This window comes from Phytobacter palmae (assembly GCF_039409775.1).
In the GTDB taxonomy this organism is placed as follows: Bacteria; Pseudomonadota; Gammaproteobacteria; order Enterobacterales; family Enterobacteriaceae; genus Phytobacter; species Phytobacter palmae.
This window is the reverse complement of the sequence record NZ_JBCIVJ010000001.1, coordinates 154352-176483: the sequence shown is the minus strand read 5'-3', so window position 1 is coordinate 176483 and position 22132 is coordinate 154352. Positions and strand designations below refer to the sequence as shown.

Here is a 22132-nt window from a genome sequence, read left to right as displayed (position 1 = left end):
GCATATTTAATTAAGGGTAGAGAAATGAAAAAAGTATTCGGCAAATATTGTCTTGCAGCCATGTTCACTTTGGCTTTTTCTTTACACGCAGTCGCAGCGGATTTACCGGAAATCGAAAAGTCTGGCACATTGAAAGTGGCGACCGAAGATGACTATGCACCGTTTAACTTTATGAAAGATGGTAAATCGGAAGGGTTTAACAAGGATATGCTCGACGAGTTGCGTAAATACGCAAAATTCAATATCAACCAAAGTATTTTACCCTGGACAGGCCTGCTCGCTGCCGTGTCTACCGGGCAATACGATATGGCCTTAACCGGCGCGGTGATTACCGATGAACGTCTTAATGTTTTTAATTTCACGCCGCCATGGGCCTCTGCACAACATTATTTTGTAAAACGTGCGGATGACAAAACATTAAATACCATTGCTGATTTGAGCGGTAAAAAAGTAGGCGTTCAGGCGGGTAGCGCATTGCTGGCACGTCTGCCAGAACTGAAAGCGATGCTGGAGAAAGTCGGCGGTAAACTTGGCCCGGTTGTGGAATATCAATCTTACCCGGAAGCCTATGCTGACCTCGCCAACAAACGCGTCGATTACGTGATTAACGTGGTTATCTCCGTCAACGACCTGGTGAAAGCGAAGCCAAAAGTCTTTGCCAAGGGGCTGCCGGTCTCTGGCCCTGGCTATATGGCATGGCCAATCTCCAAAAGCTCCCCGGAATTACTGGCATTCATGACCAAATTTATGAATCACATGACCGAAACCGGCAAGCTGGCTGAGCTGCAGAAAAAATGGTTCGGCGAAACCTACGATCTGCCGAAAGAGCCGATCACCAGTGCCGATCAGTTTCACAAGTTAGCAGGCTTATAAGTTCATTGCGGCGGGCAACCGCCGCCAGTTAAAGAAGGGGGGCACCATGGATTCAATGGCATGGCAGTTATTAATTGAAGGCGCATGGACGACCCTCTGGATTTCGGGCGTGGCTATCGCGTTCGGGGTGGTTATCGGTCTGGTGATCGCCTTTATTCGTATGATGAAAATCCCGGTCGTCGACCAGGCGCTGGTGGTCTATATCAGTCTGGCGCGCGCTACACCGTTGGTGACGCTGGTACTGTTCCTGTTCTTATCGCTGCCGACGCTTGGGATAAACCTGGATAAAACAGCGGCGGCGATTGTGGCATTAACGCTTAATACCTCCGCATTTAATGCCGAAATCTGGCGTAACGCATTTCGTAACTTCCCTCGCGAACAGCGTGAGGCCGCCGAATCTGTCGGTATGCGGCGCTGGACCTATTTTCGTTACATCATGCTGCCGCAAATGTGGATTGAAAGCCTGCCTGCGCTGGTCAATGAGATGTCGTTTCTGATCAAAGGCAGCCCGGCGATAGCGATAATCGGCGTGGTCGATCTGACCCGTGTCACCAACCGCATCTCTTCGGTGACCTATGAACCCCTGTCTCCCATTCTGGCGGCGGGATTGCTCTACGTCATCATTATCGGCTTGTTGCTGAAATTGCAGGGCATGGCGGAACGTAAAGCGAAGCGCCTGGCGCGATAAAAGCAGGAGGGTATATGAGTCAGTGGAGTATTGTCTGGTCAGCACGCGAGAGTTTTTTCAATGGCCTGCTTTCAACGCTTGAGTTGTTTATTATTGCAGCAGTTGTCGGTTTATTTATCGGCATAGTGCTGTGCTACATTATGGAATACCAAAATCGCGTTATTGACAGAATAATTATTGCGTTTGTCAGCCTGATGCGCGCTGTTCCCTTTTTGATTCTGGCCTATTTACTTTATTACGGTCTGCCGCAGTTGGGTATTAGTATGGAAGCCTGGACTGCCGGCCTTCTGGCGCTGGTAATTTATCATGGTGCCTATTTCTTTGAAATATTACGCAGCCAGCGTCGTATATTTTCTGCGGGTTATATCGAAGCCGCTGTGTCGCAGGGTTTTTCTCGCTATAAAATTTTTCAGCGTATCATCCTGCCCAATATTTTCTCCTCTGCGCTGCCGCTGATGGGCAACCAGTTAATTATCTGTCTGAAAGACACGGCTTTCCTGTGCATTATTACCGTACAGGAGATCACCGCCGCCGCGAATAGCGTGCAGTCAACGTATTTTATTCCGTTTAATGCCTTTATCGTCGCCATAGCGCTGTACTGGGGCATCAGTATTTTACTTGAATTGCTGATTAAACGACTAAGCCAATATGGAAATAAGAGAGGAATGACCCATGCCTGAACAAAGTGCGGTTAGCGTTAAGAACCTGTCCAAGCAGTTTGATAACATTGAAGTATTACGTGATATCAACCTGACGGTGGAGAAGGGCACGGTGGTCAGTATTCTCGGTTCTTCCGGTTCGGGAAAATCGACCTTGTTGCGCTGTATGAACTGGCTGGAGCAGCCCGATCGCGGCGAAGTCCGTATCAGTGGTCAGCGGCTTGGCGTGGATGACGCCTCGGGCAAGCCGATGTCGCACAAAGATCTGTCAAAAATCCGCGAACGCGTGGGGATGGTGTTCCAGAGTTTTAATTTGTGGCCGCATCTGACGGTACTGCAAAACGTGACCGAAGCGCTGATCCACGTAAAAGGCATGAAGCGGGACGCGGCCGATGAAATTGGTCGCCGCCAGTTAGAGAAGGTCGGGATGAGCCATAAAACGGATGTCTATCCGATTACCCTCTCCGGTGGGCAGAAACAGCGTGTGGCGATTGCCCGTTCGCTGGCGATGTCGCCGGAGGTGATTTTGTTTGATGAACCGACCTCGGCGCTGGATCCTGAACTGGTCAATGAGGTTCTGGGGGTAATGAAAAACCTCGCCGCCGAAGGTTATACGATGGTGGTGGTGACGCACGAGATGGACTTTGCCCGCCAGGTGTCAGATGAGGTGGTGTTTTTGGAGAAAGGCTTACTGATTGAGAAGGCATCACCAGAGAAATTCTTTACTAATCCGGATTCGGATCGGGTACGTAAGTTCTTGCAATCCAGCCGCTAATTTTCCTCCCTGTCGTTACCCCGGTAAACATAGCGTCACCGGGGAACGCAAATCCCGGATACGGTGCTTAACGCACCTTATCCGGGTTACTCATGGCCCCGTGACCGATTAATCTCTGTCAATGGCAAACGGCTGCCAGGCCTGGCGCACCGGCATCACTTCCACCCGGTTAATATTCATATGGTCCGGCAGCGTAGCGATGTAGAACATCTGTTCGGCGATATCCTGTGCGCTGAGCGGCGTGGTGCCACGGTATAAGTTATCGGATGCCGCCTGATCCCCTTTGGTGCGAACCAGCGTGAATTCCGTTTCCGCAATACCCGGCGCGAGGTCGGTCACCCGCACGCCCGTACCCAGTAAATCGCAGCGCAGGTTATAGCTAAACTGCTTCACAAAGGCTTTGGTTGCACCATAAACGTGGCTGCCCGGATAGGGCCACTGCCCGGCGATCGAACCAATATTGATGATACTTGCCCCTGCGCCATGCTGAATCAGCGTGGGCAGCAGCGCGTGGGTCACATTGACCAGCCCGGTAACATTGGTATCAATCATGGTCTGCCAGTCTTGCAGCTCAACGTTTTGTGCGGGCTGGGGTGACAGTGCCAGCCCGGCGTTATTGATAAGCGTGGTGATATCGGCGAACGCGGGTGGAAGCGCGGCAACGGCCTGCTTCACGGCATCTTTATCGCGTACGTCCAGCTCAATAATGTGCACGGGGACATCTGCCGAAAGCGAATCCTGCAACGCCTCAAGACGTGCCAGGCGGCGTCCGCTCAATACCAGCGACCAACCTGCTTTGGCAAAGACCCGTGCGGCGGCTTCGCCGAACCCGGATGTCGCGCCAGTAATAAAGACCACTTTCTTTGCTGTTGTCATCTCTCTCTCCTGTGCTGGTTTCTTTCGCCACTATAAAAAACGCGCGCGCAGGAGAGACAGAGCCAGTTGGTGAGTAAATATGTGACACGTGTGTCACATGCCGCTAACAAGACTGGCTCTACCTGACTGTGGGTGGCGCGCCGCATGATGGAATCAACAACAACGGTATGAAAGGAGCAGGGTATGAAACTGGCACTTCAGAGCGAGATGGCGATAACCAACGATGATGTACGTCAGCTGGACCGTTCGTATGTGTTCCATTCATGGTCGATGCAAGGCAGCCTCAATCCGCTGGTGATCGCCGGTGCCAAAGGGTGCGAATTGTGGGATTACGATGGCAACACGTATCTGGATTTCAGCAGCCAACTGGTAAACGTCAATATCGGTTATCAACATCCGCGCGTTCTGGCGGCAATGAAGGCACAACTGGAAGAGCTGACCACTATCGCGCCGGCGACGGCAAACCTCGCGCGCGGTGAAGCGGCAAAACGCATCGTAGACCTGGCACCCGAAGGCTTTAGCAAGGTGTTCTTTACTAACGCCGGTGCCGACGCCAACGAGAACGCCATGCGTATGGCGCGTATGTACACCGGGCGCGATAAGATTTTTTCTGCATACCGTTCCTACCACGGGAATACCGGCAGCGCTATTGTGGCAACGGGCGACTCCCGCCGTATCCCGAACGAATATGCCCGTGGGCACGTTCACTTCTTTAACCCGTACCTGTATCGCAGCGAATTTAACGCCACGACCGAGGAAGAAGAGTGCCAGCGCGCACTGGCGCATCTGCGCCGGATGATTGAGTGTGAAGGGCCGAATTCTGTTGCTGCCATCCTGCTGGAGTCCGTACCGGGCACCGCCGGGATTCTGGTGCCGCCAAAAGGCTATATGCAAGGCGTACGTGCGCTGGCAGATGAGTTTGGCATTGTACTGATTGTCGATGAAGTGATGGCCGGTTTTGGCCGCACCGGGAGCTGGTTTGCCTTCGAGCAGGATGGCATTGTTCCTGATCTCATCACCTTTGCAAAAGGCGTCAATGCGGGTTACGTACCGGCGGGCGGCGTCATTATCTCCGGGAAAATTTCGCACTATTTTGACGACCACTTCTTTGCAGGCGGCCTGACCTATTCCGGTCATCCGCTGGCGATGTCGGCGATTGTTGCCACCCTCGATGCGATGAAAGAGGAAAAAGTGGTAGAAAACGCGGCGACGGTAGGGGACGGCGTGCTGCGCGCAGGCCTGACGTCACTGGCGCAGAAACATGCGTTGATCGGCGATGTGCGTGGGCGTGGAATGTTCCAGGCGCTGGAACTGGTCACCGACCGCGTGGCGAAAACGCCAGTAGCCGCGGCCGATATGGCGGCGATCAAAGGTGCGTTGCTCCAGGCGGGTATTTTGCCTTTTATCGCCGAAAACCGTATTCACGTGGTACCGCCGTGCACCATGAGTGCTGCAGAAGTGCAAAAAGGGCTGGCGATTTTTGATGCCGTGCTTGGGCAGTTTGGCAGCCTGGCGAAGTCATAGCGTCACGCCTGAACCTATTCTGAAAAGTGAAGTTAACTGGATATAAATACAGCTTTTCTTTCGTGCAAAGGAAATGAAGAGGTTAGGATGTTCGCGGGTGCCTGAGGCTTTCTGAGCCAGGCATTTGCAGGGTTCAGAAAGGTGAAAGCCCCAGGAGATAGTGTTATCAACCTGAGGCTTACATCCCAACCCTGAACAAGTTGGATGTTAGTCTCTTTTTTGCACGGAGGCAACGACATGCTGACAAAGTACGCCCTGGTGGCGATCGTGGTGCTGTGTATGGCGGCACTGGGTTTCACGCTGTTAGTACGGGACTCGCTTTGCGAGATGACGTTCAAACAACGGGATACGGAGTTTAAGGCTGTTCTCGCTTACGAACCGAAGAAGTAGCTAATCAGAATTGCGGGGAGCAATCCCCGCAATTCCGCTTATCAGGTAGAATCCTCACGCACCCAAACCCATTTCATTTACCCCATGCGGTGTTCGCCACGAGCCAGCGCATCCCGGTCAAAAAAGCGTTCGATTTTGCCGTTCGCCATCAAGGCGGCCCGGTCAGACATATGCGCAATGACGTCCGCATCGTGGCTAACCAACAAATAGCTCATTTTGTGCTGGGCTTTCAGGCGGTTCAGTAAGTTGAGGATCTCTGCCTGGATTGACATATCCAGCGCCGATGTCGGCTCATCAAGCAGAAGAATTTGCGGGCGCAACAATAGCGCCCGGGCGATCGCTACGCGCTGACGCTGTCCACCAGAAAGTTGATGCGGGTAGCGTCTGGCCGCATCCGCAGGAAGCCCCACCTCTTCCAGTGCTGTGCTGACCCGCTGCTCTGGCGCTTTCTCGCGGTGGATCTGTAGCGGCTCCGCGAGAGTGCGGTACAGCGTGTGGTTGGGGTGCAGTGAAGCATACGGATCCTGAAAAACCATTTGTACGTTGCGTCGCAATGCTCCCTGGTAACGTACGCCCGCTTTTATCTCTGAGCCGAACAGTGACATTTCGCCTCGCCATTCGCGCTGCAGCCCAGCCAGTACCCGCATCAGCGTTGATTTGCCACAGCCTGATGCGCCAATCAGACTAAACGTCTCGCCCTGTTCGAGGGTAAAACTGGCATCGCGGACGACAGTTTTTTCCCCGAAGCTTACCTCCAGATGGCGAATTTCAGCGATGGCCATGATCTGACTCCGTAAAAATTTGGCTGCGGTCAAGCGTCGGGAGCATTTGACCATAGGTTTGCGCCTGCGGACGGCAGGTCCACAACGTGCGCGTGTAAGGATGCGTGGCATTAGGGAGTTCGCTGGCGGGCATTTCATCCACCTTTTGCCCCTGGTACATAACCAGTACGCGATGGCAATGCTGCGCGACCAGCGGCAAATCGTGGCTGATAAGCAGCATGGCCATTTTCCGCTGTTCACATTGCGCCACCAGCAGTTCAAGGATTTGATTGCGCAGGCGCGCGTCCAGGGCTGAGGTGGGTTCATCCGCAATCAGCACCTGGGGATCGTTAACCAGCGCGATAGCGATCATCACGCGCTGGCCCATACCACCGGAAAGCTCTCCGGGATAGCGTTGCAATACCGCAGGTTCCAGCTCCACAGCGCGCAATGCTTCGTTTATTTTTTCCAGCCGCTGTTTACGGTTCAGACGCTGGTGGAGCGTCAGAGCTTCGTCCAGTTGTGCAAACACAGTTTGTACTGGATTGAGCGCATAGCGTGGGTCTTGTAATACCATCGCAATGCCATTGCCGCGCAGTGCGCGCCATGCTTTATTTTCAAGGGTCAGTAAATTGTGCCCGGATACGCTCAGTTCACTGGCGCTGACTATGCCGGGTTTACGTACCAGCCCCATCAGTGCGCGGGCGGTCATTGATTTACCGGAGCCAGATTCGCCCACCAGCGCGAGGCGCTCATTTCCCAGGGTAAAGTTCAGGTTATTGACCACGCGGGTGCCGGGATAATCGACATTAAGCCCCGATACGACAATCCGTTTTTCAGTCATGCTGTGGCTCCAGTACATCGCGCAGGCCATCGCCCAACAGGTTAAATGCAAGACTTGCCAGTAAAATGACCGCACCGGGAGCGGCGGCAATCCACCACTGATCGAAGATAACCTGCATGCCATCGGCGATCATGGCTCCCCATTCCGCCATCGGTGGGCGTGCCCCCAGGCCTAAAAATCCCAGCCCGGCGGCGGCGAGGATGATGCCCGCCAGATCCAGGGCCAGACGTACAATCGCTGACGGCAGGCAGAGCGGCAGAATATGCCCCAGCAATAACCGCCAGCCGCGGATCCCCATCATCTCTGCCGCTGCCAGATAATCGCTGTGGCGAAGACGCTGGATCTCGCTGCGTGCCTGCCGCGCATAGGCAGGCCATGTGGTCAGCGCGAGTGCGAGTGCACCATTGACGAGGCCCGGGCCAAGCATGGCGACAAATGCGAACGCGAGGATAAGACGCGGCATTGACATGACCACATCGGTAAAGCGCATCAGCACACGTTCCAGCCAGCCACCGTAATAACCAGAGAGAATGCCGACCAGCAAACCGGCAGGCAGCGTAATAATAGTGACCAGGGCTACCAGCCCCAGCGCCGGACGCGTGCCGTAAATAAGTCGTGACAGCAAGTCACGACCATAGCTGTCGGTTCCAAGCCAATGGGCGGCCGAGGGGGGCTGTAAGCGCGATGCGGCATCCTGCCAGTTGGGGTCTTGCGGCGCCAGCCAGGGTGCCAGTACGGCAACCAGCAGGAGTAATCCCACGATAATCAATCCGCTAAAACCCGCGGGCGAATGGCGCAGACGGCGTAAAAAGAGAGTCGTCGGCATTAGCGAATCCTCGGATCAGTGAGCCGTACCAGCAGGTCGGCGAGATTGTTTATCAGGACAAAGCAGACACCGATAACCAGCGTACCGCCCATGATTGCGGTGGTGTCGCCAGCAAACAGCGCGGTCGTAAGATAGCGGCCAATCCCAGGCCAGGAAAAGACGGTTTCGGTCAGCACCGCGCCTTCCAGCATGCTGGTATACGACAGCGCGACCACGGTCAGGAGTGTGCCCCGAATATTCGGCAGGATATGGCGCAGCATGATTGTCATCTCGCCAGCCCCCTTTGCGCGCGCCAGCAAGATGTACTCTTTATTCAACTCGCCCAGGCAGGCCGAGCGGGTCAGGCGGGTAATGCTGGCCAGAGAATAATAGGCGAGCAGGGTGACCGGAAGCACCATATGACTCAGGGCATTTCTGAATGCCTGGCTGTCGCCGGAAAGCCAGGTATCAATCAGTACAAAGCCGGTCTGCGCAGTGACAGTGTACTGATAAATATCATCCAGCCTGCCGGGACCTGCGCTCCACTGCAGGTTAGCGTAGAACAGCGCCAGCATTAACAGACCGAGCCAGAAGATGGGGACTGAGTTACCGAGTAGGGTAAAGGTGCGCACCGCCAGATCCAGCGGGGAACCGGCAAAACGAGCGCATAGCACGCCTGCGAAAATACCTAGCGCTGTGCCGATAATCAATGCGAGGGTGGCCAGCTCCAGCGTGGCAGGAAACGCGGAGAGTAAATCCTGTAAGACCGGTTGCCCTGTAGCGCTGGCGGTGCCTAAATCACCGTGAGACAGGCTCAGTAAATAGTGCCAGAACTGCACGGGAAGCGGTTGATCCAGCCCGAGCTGGTGACGGACCTGATCGTAGGTCGACTGGCTGGCGTGGTCGCCGACAATTTGCAGCACACGGTCAACGGGCGAGAGTGCCGAGAGTGAAAAGGTAACCAGTAACAGACCAAACAACGTCAGGACGAGGGTTATCAGGGTCTGGATAACCCGTAACAGCCTGGGTGAGATGTGAGACATGACTAACTCTTAATGACATCATTCTTAAATGATAACCCTCCCCCGTAATGAGAGAGGGTCACCGGCGCAATCATTCACTTACTTGGTTACGCGGTCATACCACACCATATCCGCATTTAACCCTTGCTGATAACCTTTCACATTATCACGCACCACGATTTGCGTTTTCCCCTGATCAACAAAGATATAAGGAGATTTGTGCTGCAACTCTTGCTGCATTGTTTTGTACAGTTCCAGACGTTTAGCAGCATCCGGCTCGGCGACCGCCGCGAGCGTTGCTTTGTTCAATTCGGGGATCTGCCAGCCATTTAACCCGGCAACCGTACTGGATTTACCGTCATTGTAGGCGAAGGCGCTGGCATTGGAGTGGGCGTCAAAGTAATCCGGGATCCACAAACGAATTGCCGCCTGATGTTGTTTGGCACGCACACGCGCATAGACCTGGCTACCCGCAGCGGGTAACAGATCCACCTTCACGCCGCCCTGGGCAAAACTGGCCTGCATGGACTGGGCGATAGTGATGAAAGGCGGTTTGTTTTCAACGTCCAGCGTGAAGTGCGCATCTTTAATCCCCGCTTTTGCGAGGATCTCTTTTGCTTTCGCCGGATCGAATTTAAACGGGTTATCTTCCAGCGCGCCAGGCAGGCCGACCGGCAGGAAACTCTGATGGACAAAATATTGCCCTTTCAGCAAATCTTTAGTGATGCCGTCGTAATCGACCAGCCAGCGCGCCGCTTCCCAGAATGCCGGGTTGTTGAGTAACGGGTTCGCGCTGTTGCCGGTGTTAAAGACCAGATAGTTCTGCTCAGCAGACGGAATACTCAGCACCTTAATGCCTTTTTTATCTGTTAACGCGCTGATCTGATCGGCGCCGAGATCGCGCGCCACATCGGCATCGCCTTGTTGAATTAACAGACGGCGGGAGGCCGGATCCGGCACATTTTTAATAATGATATTTTTCAGTTTTGGCGCGCCGCCCGGTGAGGTGGCATTGGCGTCCAGTACGATAGCCTGATGCGGTTGATAAACGCGCATTTTGTATGCGCCGCTACCCGCAGAGTGCAGCTTAAGCCAGGCATTACCAAAATCATTATCTTTGATGTTCGCGCTCACCAGCTTCTCATCCACTATTGAGGCAATAGGGGTAGAGAGAATATTCAGTGCTACCGCCGGGCTGACATCCGCCGTCCAGTGCAACTGAATCGTATGATCATCGATTTTCTTTAACTGGCTGGTAATATTGTCCGGTTCCCAGCCCAGGACGTTCAGAATAAAGGCCGGGGATTTATTCATGGTGACCGCGCGGGTGTAGGAGAAAATCACGTCTTCCGGGCGCAGCGGGTTGCCGGAGGCAAACTTCGCATCACTCTTTAGTTTGATAGTCAGGGTTTTGGCTGCCGCATCAGGCTGCCAGCTTTCCGCCAACACCGGGTTAATTTTTTCCGGATTCTCACGGTCAGGCTGAACCAGGCGCTGATAGAGGCTGGGTACGGTCTGGATACTGGAAAGCTCATTGGCCTCGGCCGGGTCCAGGCTGACAATATCGTCCAGCCCTTGTGCAACAACCAGGGTATCCGGTGGCGTCGCAGCATAGCTGGTGGCAGAAAGCAGTGTCATGATGACGAGGGGGAGCAGTTTTTTGGCCATATGAGATCCCTGTAAAGTTAATTAAGTGTGATTATTTTGTATCGTTAAATTAGGCTGCTTCCGATTTTTCTTAAAGTTTAAATTCGTCTTTATTTATGCGCTTAGGGAATAAACCAGATTATTTGGCTATGAAAATGAAGCCGAAAAAGCGGTCCGGGTTTTAGCGTTTTTTATCTTTTCTGAAAAAGAGAAATTAGCTGGATAGAAATACAGTTTTATTCGTCTGCAGGGAAGTAAACGGGTAGCATTCTCGCGGGTGCCTGAGGCTTTCTGAGCTAGGCATTGCAGGGTTCAGAAAGGTGAAAGCCCCTGGAGATAGTGTTATCAACCTGAGGCTTACATCCGAACCCTGGACAGGTTGGATGTTAGTCTCTTTATTGCACGCAGGCAATGACATGCTGACAAAGTACGCCCTGGTGGCGATCGTGGTGCTGTGTATAACGGCACTGGGTTTCACGCTGTTAGTACGGGACTCGCTTTGCGAGATGAGCTACAGGCAACGTGGTATTGAGTTTAAAGCTAGTCTCGCTTACGAACCGAAGAAGTCGCTAATCTGAACTGCGGGGAGCAATCCCCGCAACCCATCTTGTCAGGTTTAAACCTCATGCACCCAAACTCTTAACCTGCCTGCGTTTTCTGTCTGCGGGCAAGCTGCACGGCGCTTTGCCAGTCATGCCAGCGATTTTGCAATCTACCGTGGCGCAGGTCGTCCGGTGTAAAGGTCACATGCTCAGGAAGATACTGGCGAAGCTGTTCGCTATCGACCTGCAATAGTGCTTTACGTGCCAGAAGTGCGGCCCCCATTGCCGATAACTCCGGGACGTCGCTGCGCATCACCGGGCAACCCAGCAGGTCCGCCTGATACTGCATCAGCCAGTCGTTTTTAGTGGGACCACCATCGACCATCAGTGCTTTTAAAGCAAAATCGCCGTGCTGGCGCATGGCAACCACTACGTCGGCAATTTGATAGGCGATGGATTCCAGCGCCGCACGCACCAGATGCGCGCGCTTGACCCCACGACTCAGACCATGGATCAGACCACGCGCATCTTCGTCCCACCACGGCGCGCCCAGCCCCGTCAGTGCCGGAACAAAATAGACGCCAAGCGTTGACTCCACCGAGGCAGGCAGCGAATTCAGGGCTTGCGCCAGTTCCGCTTGCGGCAATTCGCTTAAGCCGGTGCTTTCCGCCATCCATGCCACGGCGTCGCCAGTATGGGGAATGTTGCCCTCCAGCCCATACACCAGCCGCTCGCCATCGTGCCAGGCCACGGTGGTCGCCAGCGATTTCACGTCACACTGCGCGGATGCCACCGGAGCCATCACCGATGAACCGGTACCGTACGTTGCTTTCACACACCCGGCGGCGCCAATGCTGTGGGCGAATAACGCCGCGTGCGAATCGCCAATCATCGCCATCACCGGGATACCATCCGGAATTGCACCCAGCCCTTTCGTATAACCAAATAACCCGCTGGAGGGGCGAATTTCGGGTAATGCCTGACGGGGGATCCGAAAGAGCGCCAGCATCTCCGCGTCCCAGTCGGCGGTGTTGAGATTCAGTAGTTGTGTGCGCGAAGCGTTAGAGTAGTCGCAGCAAAACGCCTCGCCCGCCGTCAGGTGCCAGAGCAGCCAACTGTCTATCGTCCCCAGGCAAATTTCGCCTTGCTCCGCCAGCGCCTGACCATTGGGCACCGAATTAAGCAGCCAGCACATTTTGGACGCAGAAAACAGCGGGGCGACGGGCAGACCCGTCACCGCTTTAATTTTTGCTTCCTGACCTTGCTCGCGCAGGGCATGACAAAAATCTGCCGTGCGCGAGCATTGCCAGGAGATGGCCGGACCTAATGGCACCCCGCTTGCGCGATACCAGCCAATGGCCGTTTCCCGCTGATTGCTGACCGCCAGTGCGGCTACGCGTCCGGCGCCAACCTGCGCAATGACCTCGCCTGTTACCGCCAGCGATGCCTGCAACAGCAGTTCGCCGGACTGCTCTACCCAGCCCTCGCGTGGTGTCTGGATCGACAACGAGCGCGAACTTTTCGCCACCACGTTGCCCTGTTCATCCAGCGCGACGGCTTTTGCGTTGGTCGTCCCTTCATCAAGCGCAATGACAATATCTTTCGACACGGTATTTCTCCATCATGCCCATGTGCACACGTTACTGGTGCAGGTAAGTATCAACACCGAGATAGCGCGTAAAGGCTTCATGCAGGATGGCGCCGCTGGCCGCATGGTTCATCGCCACGTGGTGTTCAAAACCGTTACGGCAGATGTAGGTCAGTAACTCTTCCAGATGCGGAACCTGAATAACCGCGCGGCAGCCGACGGTATCCAGCGGATCGTCGACGGATTTGCCTTCGCCCACATAGGCTTTGATTTCCCCGGTCAAATCGTCGGTGCTCAGACGGAAATAGGTGAGGGGGCCGGATTTCAGTCGACCATGTACTGCGCCACAGGTGTTCTCTTTACCCACGGTGGTACCGATAATATCGGCGGTGCCCATATGTGGAGTTTCCAGGCTGGCAGCAGCAAAGTTACCGCAGTGAAAGAGCACACATTTGTCGCGATCATCGCCAAAATTGTTATTCCAGTCGGCAATCGAGGCCGGACTCATGTTGGCGCTTGCCAGCGCGTACATAGAAAGCGCACCCATCACGTCGACTTCACAGGCTGATGGCATCAATTGACCGGACATCACACTCATGATGGAGCAGACGTTAATGCCCAGGTTTTCCTGCAATGAGGTCCAGCACTGAATGGCCGTGGTGTCGATATCGTTGGCGATAACCCATTCGCTGATTACCACAAACAGTTTCGCCATGGTGAGCAGTTTGTCAGCGGCGATACCGCTGGCGTCGGCGTTATCGAGCAACAGTCGGCGTTTCTCATCAACGCGGATATCGTCATCGCGCAGTAATTTGATACGGGTGAAGACTTCGGAGAGATCCAGGGTTTCCACTGCAATGCCCAGGCGCTCAAGCAATTTTTCGCTGTAACGAACGGTATTAAAACCGGCCGGACGTGCGCCGATGGCCCCCACACGAACGCCACGCATGCTGCTCACCACGCGGCAGATTTGCTCAAAACGCCTCAGATCCTGTTCAAAAACCTCACCGCTCAGGGCGCAAACGTGCTGTGTGGTCAGGGTGAACGGGATGCCGTACTGGCGCAGGTTGTTGCACAAGGAGATCTTGCCGCAGAAGCTGTCGCGGCGCGTCGCCAGCCCCATCTTATCCAGATTATCTTCTTCTGCCTGTACCAGTACCGGGACGTTCAGACCCGACAGGCGAAGGGTTTCCGCCACCGCTTTTTCATCGCCGAAGTTTGGCAGAAGCACAACCACGCCATGAATCTCATCACGGTGGGCGCGGAACAGTTCGGCACAGGTTTTGGCATCCTGGCGGGTTTCAACGCCGCCGAGTTCGGTCTGGGTCTCGTCGAGCATAATGGTTTTGATGCCAAGACGGCCAAACAGGGCAACCGCCTGTTCACGGGCCTCTGCCACCAGGTAACTCGGGAAAAATCCACGGTTGCCAATGATAACCGCCATGGTCAGTTGTTGAGGAATTCGGGACATTGCTCTCTCTCCAGTAAGTTGCTCTTTATTATTTTTATTGCCGTGCCAGCAGTTCACGGACGTTTTTCACCACGCCTGCGGCGTCAATCTCATGGCGTGCGCGGGTGGAGGCCCGATCGGCGGCGATAGCATATTGACCATCAGGGATACCGAGACGGCAAAGCGGGATGCCGTATCCGGCTTCTGCCAGCACTTCGGCGACCAGGCTGCCCACGCCACCGTTGACGTTGTGCTCTTCAACGCTGACGACAGCTTTACAGGTTTTCAGTGCGGCCAGTAACTGCGAGGTATTGCATGGACGAATAGACGGTACACTGATAACACTGGCCTCAATACCGGCTTCTGCCAGTTGTGTGGCGGCGGCGACAATTTCATGGACTGTTGATCCCATCGCCACCAGCGCAACGTCTCTCCCTTCGCGCAGCACATCAATCTCGCCAGGCCTGAACTGGTAGCCTTCATCGTGCAGTTCCGGCAGCGCTTTGCCGTCCAGACGGATATAGACCGGGCCGACGTGATCCAGCGCATAGTCGATTATCTGACGGCATTCAACGGGGCAGGAGGGGGCGTAAATTTCGATGTTGCCAAAACCGCGCAGCACGGAAATATCGTCAATACTGTGGTGCGTACTGGCCAGCGGGCCATAACTGGCACCGGCGTTCAGGCCAAACAGTTTCACGTTGGTATTGTTGTAGCAAACGTCCACTTTGATCTGTTCATTGGCCCGCGAGATCAAAAATGGCGCGGCGTTACAGGTCACCGCGACTTTTCCGCCAATGGCAAGTCCTGCGGCGGCACCCACCAGCGTTTGCTCGGCGATACCCACGTTCACCAGGCGACCCGGAAACCTCTTCATAAAGGGTGAAATCTTGGCCGTGGAGGTGGAATCTGCCACCACCGGCACCAGGTCTACGCCACGGTCAACGGCATCGATAAACGCATTTACCATCACCGTTGCGAGATGTTCGCTATTACTCATCTTTCAGTTCCTCCAGAGCCAGTTCAACTTCTTCCCCTTTCGGCACCCGGTGGTGCCACTCCGGACGCCCCTGAATAAAGGAGATGCCAGCGCCTTTGGTGGTATAAGCAATCACAACGTGCGGTTTCCCGGCAGGCTGCAATCCTTCCAGCGTCGCCACCACATCAGCCATATCGTTACCATTACACTCGGTTACCTGCATGCCGAAGGCGCGCCATTTTTCGTCCAGCGGATCGGTGTTCATGATCTCTTTGGTCGGGCCGGCCAGCTGAAGGCTATTCTTGTCGTTAATAATGACCAGATTGTCGAGCTGGTAATGGGCGGCGACCAGCGCGGCTTCCCAGTTGCTGCCCTCAGCCAGTTCACCATCGCCGGTCACGACAAACACCCGGCGTTTGCTGTTGCTGCGTTTGGCCGCCAGGGCTATACCGACGGCAACTGGCAGGCCGTGGCCCAGTGCGCCGGTATTGAGTTCAATACCCGGCGTTTTATGTTTTACCGGATGGCCCGGCAGATGCGAATCGGGATGCTGATAGGTTGAAAGCCAGTCAACAGGGATAAATCCGGCTTCCGCCAGGATGCAGTAATAACCGCCCACCGCGTGACCTTTTGACTGGATGTAAATGTCGCGTTCATCGCTGTCTTTCAGCTCTGGCGAACAGTTCAGAATACGGAAGTAGAGCGCAGTCAGCAGCTCAACCTGGGATAGGTCTGCACCCGTGTGCCCGCCTGCCGGGCTTTCGGCATTCAGCACGATGATGCGACGGCGTACGGCGCGTGCTTTTTTTTCAAGCTCCGCTACAGAGAGCGAAAACGGATTCATAGTCCACCTCATGAATTTATAATCTATTTTGAATAAATATTCAGTCAGGGTGAAAAAGCGCACCTGCGCACCATTTTGCGGTCGATTTCGCAAAGTCAAACGTCAGGTTGTTAATGCTTTGAATATATATTCACTACTGATTTATTATTCATAGGTAAAGATATGCCTTGTCCTGGGGTTTGTCTACGCCTTGTGCGAGCAATATGGAAGAAAGGAGAATACGATCACATTTGGATCATCCCATCCGGCATTGTGCGGCTTGTTATCTATTCGGGTATGAATAAAAATGACAGGAGAAGATTCAAGGGGAAACCAATGTCAAAGCAGGATGAGCAGCGTTTGCTGGTGAAAATCGCCACGCTTTACTACAACGAGAATAAAAAGCAGTCAGAGATTGCCTCGTTGCTGAACTTATCACAGTCATTTGTCTCACGCGCGCTGACACGTTGTCAAAAAGAAGGGCTGGTGAAAATCACCGTGGTACAGCCCACCAATATTTTCGTGTCGCTGGAGAAGGCCATTGAGCAGCAGTATGGCATTCGTCAGGCCATTGTCGTGGATGTGGGTGAAGAGGCCAGCAATGCACAAATAAAACATGCCATCGGCAGTGCGGCGGCACACTATATGGAAACGCGCGTCCGTCCGGAAGACCTGGTGGGGATCTCCGCCTGGAGTAGCACCATTCGCTGCATGGTCGATGAAATGCATCCGCAGAATATTCGCGCTCAGGGGGTTATCCAACTGCTGGGCGGTGTTGGGCCAAACGGAAATGTGCAGGCGACTATTTTGACTCAACAACTGGCGGAATATTTAGGCTGCCCGGCCTGGCTGCTGCCTTCGCAGAGTATTGAGCACTCCGTTGAAGAGCGCGCACGTCTGGTCAATAGCCCGGATGTGGCGGCGGTTGTGGCAAAATTTGCCGAGGTCGATGTGGCGATTGTCGGAATTGGCGAGCTGGAACCATCACAGTTACTCAAAAACTCCGGCAACTATTACAACGAAGATATGTTGCATCTGCTGTCCGAACGCGGCGCGGTGGGGGATATCTGTCTGCATTACTACGATCGGGAGGGCAAACCGGTCCTGAGCCATGAAGAAGACCCGGTTATTGGCATGGAGCTGGAACAAATCCGCGCCTGTAAGCAGGTTATCGGTCTCGCGGGCGGGCCGGAAAAGCACAATGCTGTTCGCGGCGCGCTGCAGGGAAATTACCTTGATGTCCTGATCACGGATTACGCTACGGCGCGTAGCCTGGTGAGCAATGGCTGACCTGGGTTACGCCGCCTTCGGGAGTCCCGGGTGCGCTGCGCTTACCCGGCCTACGACCGGTTTTCTCCCTCTCCCCCGGGGAGAGGGTTGGGGTGAGGGGAATCGGGTCTGCGTCTCACCGATTTCAGCGTGGATTCAAACCCCTCGCTGCACGCTCTGCGCCAGGGAGCACAAAGATGTCGCTGTGGTGGTCATGCGGGAAAACGAGTCAGCCATGGCTAAAAAGGTTGAAGACGTTCACAGTATCTACGCCGTTCCATCCACTCTGGTGGTTTTATCGGTTATCTGAGGCCTGAGAAACCCAGGCCAAACCGATAAAACTACTTACTTTCTATCACTGCTTTTTGCGCAACCACCGCCGCTTTTTGCTGCATACGGTTCTGCATCTGATCGATGATGACCGCAACAATAATTACGATACCTTTAATCACCATCTGCCAGAATTCGCTCACGCCCATCATCACCAGACCGTCGGCGAGGAAACCGATAACAAAGGCACCGATCAGTGTCCCCAGCACGGTGCCGCGACCGCCTGCCAGTGAGGTCCCGCCAAGGACCACGGCGGCGATGGCATTCATTTCAAAGGCTGTACCGTTCGCCGGGTGGCTCGCCAGCAACTGTGCTGAGACCACAATCCCGGCCAGCGCCGCGCAGAGCCCGGAGATGGTATAGACCCAGATTTTTACCTGCTTCACTTTCACGCCGGAAAGCTCTGCCGCACGCTCGTTGTCGCCGATGGCATAAACGTGGCGGCCAAAGGGCAGGCGACGCGCGACATAGGCAATCACCACCGCCAGTACGATCATCAGCCAGATAGCCCACGGAATGCCAAACAGCGTACCGGCGCCAATCTCATCAAACCCGGTATTGCCCAGCAGCGGATTGCCGGACAGCCCCGGGAAGGTTTGCCCGTCGGAAGTGAGCATCGCGGCGCCACGCAGAACATACATCGTACCGAGCGTGCAGATAAACGGCGCGACATTATAGCGGGTGATTATCCAGCCATTCACCGCGCCAATTAAGCCGCCAATCAGCAACACCAGCGGCACAATCACCCAGACGCTGGGGAAGATGGCGATGCCAAACATCGGCAGAACGATGCCTTTAGTGATCATCCAGCCGGCGATCATCCCGCACAGGCCCAGCGTTGCGCCGATGGACAAATCGATCCCGGCGGTGATGATGACAAACGTAATGCCCAGCGCCAGGAAGGCGTTAATGGCGATATGTTTAATCATGATGACCAGGCTGCCCGTTGAGAGGAAGCCGGGCACCGTGGCGGTAAAGAAGCCAACAATCAGGAACAGCGCGATAAAAGTACGCAGCTTTAACAAGAGAAGCAGAATGCTTTCGCGTGACAGCGATGCGCTTGCGCGCGGTGCCACTGCCACAGACTGTGTTGTTTTCATATCAGAACCCCTGAGCACTTGCCGTTACCAGTGCCGATTCTTCGGCCCGATCGCGCACGATATCGGCGGTGAGTTTGCCGCCGGACATCACCAGAATGCGGTCAGATACCGCCATGATTTCTTTCAGATCGGAGGTGGAAAAGACCACTGCGATCCCCTGTTCGGAGAGTTGCACCATCATGCGAAAGACGTCGGCTTTTGCCCCTACGTCAATCCCGCGCGTCGGTTCGTCCAGAAACAGGACTTTCGGGTTGGTTAACAGCGAGCGTCCAATAACCACTTTTTGCTGGTTACCGCCGCTCAGCGCCTGGATTTCAACCTCCGGCGTTGAGACCTTAATCGACAGATTGCCAATCGTGCTGGCCACCACCGCCTGCTCATCTTTTTGCGAAATGGTGATTCCACGCTGCAATCGCCGCCACAGGCTGGCGATAGTCAGGTTGGTCGCCACCGACGATATCGGGAAGATTCCGGTACGTTTGCGGTCTTCCGGCACAAGGCTCATCCCCATACGGATACGATCCGCCGTTGCCAATCGCTGCGGCACGGGTTTGCTGTCGAGCCACAGTTTGCCCAGGTAGTTGCGTTCGGTCCCGAGCATGCATTCGAACAGCTCCGTGCGCCCCGCGCCCATCAGGCCGTAAATACCGACAATTTCACCGCTGTGCACTTTAAAGGTGACATCGTCCACCACCGTATTACCCGCGCTGTTAACGCAGGTGATATGCTCCGCTTCCAGCACCGGTGCGCCAAAAGTACGGCCCGGCGCCAGAAAATTGCTCACCGGATCGCTGCCGAGCATTTCACGCACGATCCACGGCACGTCGATGTCGCACACTTTCGCTTCGGCCTGAAACTTGCCATCGCGCAGAATGGTGATGACATCGCCAATGGCCATTAGCTCTTCCAGACGGTGTGAAATATAGATAATCGACACCCCCTGGCGGGTCAGCTCGCGGATCACGCGAAAGAGGATCTCCACTTCCGTTTTGCTCAGCGCTGACGTGGGCTCATCCAGGATCAGAATGTCCGCGTCTTCCGCCAGCGCCCTGGCGATTTCCACTAACTGCTGCTGGCCTACTTTCAGGTTACCCACCAGCTCTTTCGGCGAAATGGGCTGGTCGAGACGTTTTAACAGCTCTGCGGTCCGCTTTTCCTGTTCGGCCTCCTTGATGGGGGCAATCCCTTTTTGTAACTCGCGCCCCAGGAAAATGTTCTCGGCAACATTGAGGTTTTCAAACAGATTCAGCTCCTGGTGCACCATGCCGATACCCAGCGCAGCAGCGGCGCGGGTGCTGGAAATCTCTACCGGTTTGCCATTCAGTTCGATATCACCCAGGCTCGGTTGCTGTACACCCGCGAGGATTTTCATCAGGGTAGATTTCCCTGCACCATTCTCGCCGATGATCACATTCACTTTGCCGCGCCAGACGTTGTAGTCCACGTTGTCCAGCGCGACGGTGCCAGGAAAGAGCATCGATATGCCGCGCGTACGCAGAATAATGTCATCCACAGGTACATCGCTCATTACTGTGCCTCCTGTTTCAACTCCAGTGCCGCAGCATCTGTTGCCTTACCGCCCTTAATGGTGACGGCCATCAGCACAGTGGCCTGTTTGCCCGCCCAACTGTCGTCAACTTTGGGTAAGTGCTTAATGGTTTCGCGGTTGTAAGCCCGTGATAACTGCGCAAACTGAACCTGGTTGGTAAAGTCTTCAAATTTAAAGCCTGTGGCATCGCGAATGGCGTTGCCCTGAATAACCGGTCCAGTCTGTACTTCCAGCGGCTGGCCGTTGAAAGTGATAACCAGTTTCTGTTCGCGTTCATTACTGACATCGACACGTTCAACCTTACTCGTCAGGCGAACAAACACGCTTTGAGGTTTATCGCTTGTTGCCTTCAGTTGTGTGGTCAGTGCGGTGGCGTCCAGTGCATGCTTGTGGGCGGCGTCGATGACGCGTTCTTGCCATGTTTGTTGCGCGATCTGCTGTGGTGTCATGTTATCGAAGCTGGCTTTCGCATTCGGATCGGCAGGCATTATCGGCTTGCCATTATCATCCAGATCCACCACCGTGCAGGCCGTCAGCAACAGGGTGGTGCACCCTACGAATGCAGCACCCCATTGTTTTAATGACATAACATCTCCGCCCTTACTTGCTCAGGTTGAACATTTTCAGTTTGCTGGCGTTGCTTTCGTCGATCAGCATGCAGTCCATCAACTGTTTCTCTTCTTTCTGGGCTTTGCCGTTTTTCAGGAAGTGATCGGCTTGTTCGACCGCCATTTGTGCCTGCTGCCAGCCTGGTTGCAGGACGGTGGCTTTGATGTTGCCTTTATTGATAATGGAGTCACGAACGTAGTCGCTGCCGTCAAAGCCAACCACAATAACGTTGTTTTTCCCGGCGGCTTTCAGTGCCGCCTCTGCGCCAAGCGCCATGGTGTCATTACCGGAGATCACGCCCACGATATCCGGGTTGGTTTGCAAAATGGCTTCCATACGGGTGAAGGCTTCGGTCTGGCTCCAGTTCGCAGTCTGCTGCGCCACCATTTTCATCTCCGGAAAATCGTCCAGTACATCGTGGTAGCCCTGGGAGCGGACGCTGGCATTGGTATCAGACTGACGGCCCAACAGTTCGACATATTTGCCTTTGCCGTCGAGTAATTTGGCGAATTTTTGCGCGCCAAGCTGTGCGCCCTGATAGTTGTTAGAGACGATTTGCGCGACGGCAACGCCGGTTTTGTTGATCTCCCTGTCAATCAGGAAGGCCGGAACGCCTGCGGCTTTGGCTTTTTCCAGCGGACCGACGGTGGCATCCGCTCCGGCGTTATCAAGGATGATCGCTTTCGCTTTACGGGCAATGGCTGTTTCGATCAGCTGGTTTTGTTTGTTGACGTCATCGTCATGGGAAGCCACAAGGGTGGTGTAGCCAAGCTCTTTGGCTTTTGCCGCCGCACCGTCCGCTTCCGCTTTAAAGAATGGGTTGTCGTGTGAGGGGGTGATAATGGCGATCAGCCCGTTATCCGCTGCAAACAGCGAGCCGGAAGCGGCGATCAGGGAAGCGAGTACAGCCGATTTCAGTAGGGTCGTTTTCATCTTTTTCTCCACATTGAATATTTATTCAATAATGATTTATTATTCAAGTTAACGATAAAACGGCAATGGCGAACTGTCTACGGTTTGCGCAGCAAA

22 protein-coding genes are annotated in these 22132 nt (G+C 54.5%); 8 read left to right on the top strand and 14 right to left on the bottom strand.

Going from position 1 to position 22132, the window contains the following annotated elements:
• The first annotated feature begins 24 nt into the window (after positions 1-24).
• Genes AAIG39_RS00880 through AAIG39_RS00865 form a run of 4 tightly spaced genes read left to right on the top strand, consistent with a single transcriptional unit; the run spans position 25 to position 2995 of the window.
• On the top strand, positions 25-873 hold the full coding sequence (locus AAIG39_RS00880; protein WP_041852217.1) for a transporter substrate-binding domain-containing protein: 849 nt from the start codon (positions 25-27) through the stop codon (positions 871-873).
• A 46-nt stretch (positions 874-919) separates the two neighbouring features.
• Complete coding sequence (locus tag AAIG39_RS00875) at positions 920-1561, top strand: amino acid ABC transporter permease (protein ID WP_047371366.1); 642 nt, start codon at positions 920-922, stop codon at positions 1559-1561.
• 14 nt (positions 1562-1575) lie between these two features.
• Positions 1576-2241 (top strand): amino acid ABC transporter permease, encoded by a 666-nt coding sequence (locus AAIG39_RS00870; RefSeq protein WP_090082149.1) that lies wholly within the window; start codon positions 1576-1578, stop codon positions 2239-2241.
• Positions 2234-2995 (top strand): amino acid ABC transporter ATP-binding protein, encoded by a 762-nt coding sequence (locus tag AAIG39_RS00865; RefSeq protein ID WP_090082146.1) that lies wholly within the window; start codon positions 2234-2236, stop codon positions 2993-2995. The genes AAIG39_RS00870 and AAIG39_RS00865 overlap by 8 nt, the downstream gene beginning before the upstream one ends.
• Before the next feature lie 108 nt (positions 2996-3103).
• On the opposite strand, the gene AAIG39_RS00860 is transcribed toward AAIG39_RS00865, so the two are convergent.
• Positions 3104-3871, bottom strand: coding sequence for an SDR family NAD(P)-dependent oxidoreductase (locus AAIG39_RS00860; protein ID WP_090082144.1), 768 nt, complete (start codon positions 3869-3871; stop codon positions 3104-3106).
• Between the two features lie 183 nt (positions 3872-4054).
• Between AAIG39_RS00860 and AAIG39_RS00855 the strand changes: the two genes are divergently transcribed.
• Both AAIG39_RS00855 and AAIG39_RS00850 read left to right on the top strand, forming a co-directional pair.
• A complete protein-coding gene (locus AAIG39_RS00855; protein WP_090082141.1) occupies positions 4055-5395 on the top strand; it encodes an aspartate aminotransferase family protein in 1341 nt (446 codons plus the stop codon).
• Between the two features lie 237 nt (positions 5396-5632).
• Positions 5633-5785, top strand: a complete 153-nt coding sequence (locus AAIG39_RS00850) for a Hok/Gef family protein (protein WP_139223017.1) — start codon at positions 5633-5635, stop codon at positions 5783-5785.
• A 77-nt stretch (positions 5786-5862) separates the two neighbouring features.
• Here the strand turns inward: AAIG39_RS00850 and AAIG39_RS00845 are convergent, their stop codons facing one another.
• The 5 genes from AAIG39_RS00845 to AAIG39_RS00825 all read right to left on the bottom strand — a co-directional run bounded on the left by AAIG39_RS00845 (position 5863) and on the right by AAIG39_RS00825 (position 10885).
• On the bottom strand, positions 5863-6567 hold the full coding sequence (locus tag AAIG39_RS00845; RefSeq protein WP_343192980.1) for an ABC transporter ATP-binding protein: 705 nt from the start codon (positions 6565-6567) through the stop codon (positions 5863-5865).
• Positions 6554-7390: an ABC transporter ATP-binding protein gene (locus AAIG39_RS00840; RefSeq protein ID WP_343192979.1), complete on the bottom strand. Its 837-nt coding sequence runs from the start codon at positions 7388-7390 to the stop codon at positions 6554-6556. The genes AAIG39_RS00845 and AAIG39_RS00840 overlap by 14 nt, the downstream gene beginning before the upstream one ends.
• Positions 7383-8216 (bottom strand): ABC transporter permease, encoded by an 834-nt coding sequence (locus tag AAIG39_RS00835; RefSeq protein ID WP_090082136.1) that lies wholly within the window; start codon positions 8214-8216, stop codon positions 7383-7385. Before AAIG39_RS00835 ends, AAIG39_RS00840 begins: the two co-directional genes overlap by 8 nt.
• Complete coding sequence (locus AAIG39_RS00830) at positions 8216-9238, bottom strand: ABC transporter permease (protein WP_343192978.1); 1023 nt, start codon at positions 9236-9238, stop codon at positions 8216-8218. Before AAIG39_RS00830 ends, AAIG39_RS00835 begins: the two co-directional genes overlap by 1 nt.
• Positions 9239-9316: 78 nt before the next feature.
• Complete coding sequence (locus tag AAIG39_RS00825) at positions 9317-10885, bottom strand: ABC transporter substrate-binding protein (RefSeq protein WP_343192977.1); 1569 nt, start codon at positions 10883-10885, stop codon at positions 9317-9319.
• A gap of 395 nt (positions 10886-11280) precedes the next feature.
• Between AAIG39_RS00825 and AAIG39_RS00820 the strand changes: the two genes are divergently transcribed.
• Positions 11281-11442, top strand: a complete 162-nt coding sequence (locus tag AAIG39_RS00820) for a Hok/Gef family protein (protein ID WP_090082130.1) — start codon at positions 11281-11283, stop codon at positions 11440-11442.
• Positions 11443-11503: 61 nt separating this feature from the next.
• Here AAIG39_RS00820 and AAIG39_RS00815 read toward each other — a convergent pair whose 3' ends face one another.
• From AAIG39_RS00815 to AAIG39_RS00800, 4 genes are read right to left on the bottom strand one after another with little or no spacing between them, the layout of a single operon-like run.
• A complete protein-coding gene (locus AAIG39_RS00815) occupies positions 11504-13015 on the bottom strand; it encodes an FGGY family carbohydrate kinase (RefSeq protein WP_343192976.1) in 1512 nt (503 codons plus the stop codon).
• Between the two features lie 31 nt (positions 13016-13046).
• Complete coding sequence (locus tag AAIG39_RS00810) at positions 13047-14465, bottom strand: L-fucose/L-arabinose isomerase family protein (RefSeq protein WP_090082126.1); 1419 nt, start codon at positions 14463-14465, stop codon at positions 13047-13049.
• 34 nt (positions 14466-14499) lie between these two features.
• Positions 14500-15444 carry a transketolase family protein gene (locus AAIG39_RS00805; protein WP_343192975.1) on the bottom strand — a complete coding sequence of 315 codons (945 nt, stop codon included), beginning with the start codon at positions 15442-15444 and terminating at the stop codon, positions 14500-14502.
• Positions 15437-16267: a transketolase gene (locus tag AAIG39_RS00800; protein WP_090082123.1), complete on the bottom strand. Its 831-nt coding sequence runs from the start codon at positions 16265-16267 to the stop codon at positions 15437-15439. Before AAIG39_RS00800 ends, AAIG39_RS00805 begins: the two co-directional genes overlap by 8 nt.
• Before the next feature lie 315 nt (positions 16268-16582).
• Between AAIG39_RS00800 and AAIG39_RS00795 the strand changes: the two genes are divergently transcribed.
• Positions 16583-17536 carry a sugar-binding transcriptional regulator gene (locus AAIG39_RS00795; RefSeq protein WP_343192974.1) on the top strand — a complete coding sequence of 318 codons (954 nt, stop codon included), beginning with the start codon at positions 16583-16585 and terminating at the stop codon, positions 17534-17536.
• Positions 17537-17856: 320 nt separating this feature from the next.
• On the opposite strand, the gene AAIG39_RS00790 is transcribed toward AAIG39_RS00795, so the two are convergent.
• Genes AAIG39_RS00790 through AAIG39_RS00775 form a run of 4 tightly spaced genes read right to left on the bottom strand, consistent with a single transcriptional unit; the run spans position 17857 to position 22036 of the window.
• Positions 17857-18945 (bottom strand): ABC transporter permease, encoded by a 1089-nt coding sequence (locus AAIG39_RS00790; RefSeq protein ID WP_343192973.1) that lies wholly within the window; start codon positions 18943-18945, stop codon positions 17857-17859.
• A gap of 1 nt (position 18946) precedes the next feature.
• Positions 18947-20473 (bottom strand): sugar ABC transporter ATP-binding protein, encoded by a 1527-nt coding sequence (locus AAIG39_RS00785; protein ID WP_343192972.1) that lies wholly within the window; start codon positions 20471-20473, stop codon positions 18947-18949.
• Positions 20473-21081: a DUF2291 family protein gene (locus tag AAIG39_RS00780; RefSeq protein WP_090082115.1), complete on the bottom strand. Its 609-nt coding sequence runs from the start codon at positions 21079-21081 to the stop codon at positions 20473-20475. The genes AAIG39_RS00785 and AAIG39_RS00780 overlap by 1 nt, the downstream gene beginning before the upstream one ends.
• Before the next feature lie 13 nt (positions 21082-21094).
• The gene (locus AAIG39_RS00775; RefSeq protein WP_090082113.1) at positions 21095-22036 is read right to left on the bottom strand and encodes a D-ribose ABC transporter substrate-binding protein; all 942 of its coding nucleotides are present in this window, start codon (positions 22034-22036) and stop codon (positions 21095-21097) included.
• Positions 22037-22132 lie beyond the last annotated feature (96 nt).

Bases quoted from the DNA above. Each gene is read 5' to 3' on its own strand.
- AAIG39_RS00880 (WP_041852217.1), top strand. From the start codon at position 25: ATGAAAAAAGTATTCGGCAAATATTGTCTTGCAGCCATGTTCACTTTG.
- AAIG39_RS00875 (WP_047371366.1), top strand. From the start codon at position 920: ATGGATTCAATGGCATGGCAGTTATTAATTGAAGGCGCATGGACGACC.
- AAIG39_RS00870 (WP_090082149.1), top strand. From the start codon at position 1,576: ATGAGTCAGTGGAGTATTGTCTGGTCAGCACGCGAGAGTTTTTTCAAT.
- AAIG39_RS00865 (WP_090082146.1), top strand. From the start codon at position 2,234: ATGCCTGAACAAAGTGCGGTTAGCGTTAAGAACCTGTCCAAGCAGTTT.
- AAIG39_RS00860 (WP_090082144.1), bottom strand. From the start codon at position 3,871: ATGACAACAGCAAAGAAAGTGGTCTTTATTACTGGCGCGACATCCGGG.
- AAIG39_RS00855 (WP_090082141.1), top strand. From the start codon at position 4,055: ATGAAACTGGCACTTCAGAGCGAGATGGCGATAACCAACGATGATGTA.
- AAIG39_RS00850 (WP_139223017.1), top strand. From the start codon at position 5,633: ATGCTGACAAAGTACGCCCTGGTGGCGATCGTGGTGCTGTGTATGGCG.
- AAIG39_RS00845 (WP_343192980.1), bottom strand. From the start codon at position 6,567: ATGGCCATCGCTGAAATTCGCCATCTGGAGGTAAGCTTCGGGGAAAAA.
- AAIG39_RS00840 (WP_343192979.1), bottom strand. From the start codon at position 7,390: ATGACTGAAAAACGGATTGTCGTATCGGGGCTTAATGTCGATTATCCC.
- AAIG39_RS00835 (WP_090082136.1), bottom strand. From the start codon at position 8,216: ATGCCGACGACTCTCTTTTTACGCCGTCTGCGCCATTCGCCCGCGGGT.
- AAIG39_RS00830 (WP_343192978.1), bottom strand. From the start codon at position 9,238: ATGTCTCACATCTCACCCAGGCTGTTACGGGTTATCCAGACCCTGATA.
- AAIG39_RS00825 (WP_343192977.1), bottom strand. From the start codon at position 10,885: ATGGCCAAAAAACTGCTCCCCCTCGTCATCATGACACTGCTTTCTGCC.
- AAIG39_RS00820 (WP_090082130.1), top strand. From the start codon at position 11,281: ATGCTGACAAAGTACGCCCTGGTGGCGATCGTGGTGCTGTGTATAACG.
- AAIG39_RS00810 (WP_090082126.1), bottom strand. From the start codon at position 14,465: ATGTCCCGAATTCCTCAACAACTGACCATGGCGGTTATCATTGGCAAC.
- AAIG39_RS00805 (WP_343192975.1), bottom strand. From the start codon at position 15,444: ATGAGTAATAGCGAACATCTCGCAACGGTGATGGTAAATGCGTTTATC.
- AAIG39_RS00800 (WP_090082123.1), bottom strand. From the start codon at position 16,267: ATGAATCCGTTTTCGCTCTCTGTAGCGGAGCTTGAAAAAAAAGCACGC.
- AAIG39_RS00795 (WP_343192974.1), top strand. From the start codon at position 16,583: ATGTCAAAGCAGGATGAGCAGCGTTTGCTGGTGAAAATCGCCACGCTT.
- AAIG39_RS00790 (WP_343192973.1), bottom strand. From the start codon at position 18,945: ATGAAAACAACACAGTCTGTGGCAGTGGCACCGCGCGCAAGCGCATCG.
- AAIG39_RS00785 (WP_343192972.1), bottom strand. From the start codon at position 20,473: ATGAGCGATGTACCTGTGGATGACATTATTCTGCGTACGCGCGGCATA.
- AAIG39_RS00780 (WP_090082115.1), bottom strand. From the start codon at position 21,081: ATGTCATTAAAACAATGGGGTGCTGCATTCGTAGGGTGCACCACCCTG.
- AAIG39_RS00775 (WP_090082113.1), bottom strand. From the start codon at position 22,036: ATGAAAACGACCCTACTGAAATCGGCTGTACTCGCTTCCCTGATCGCC.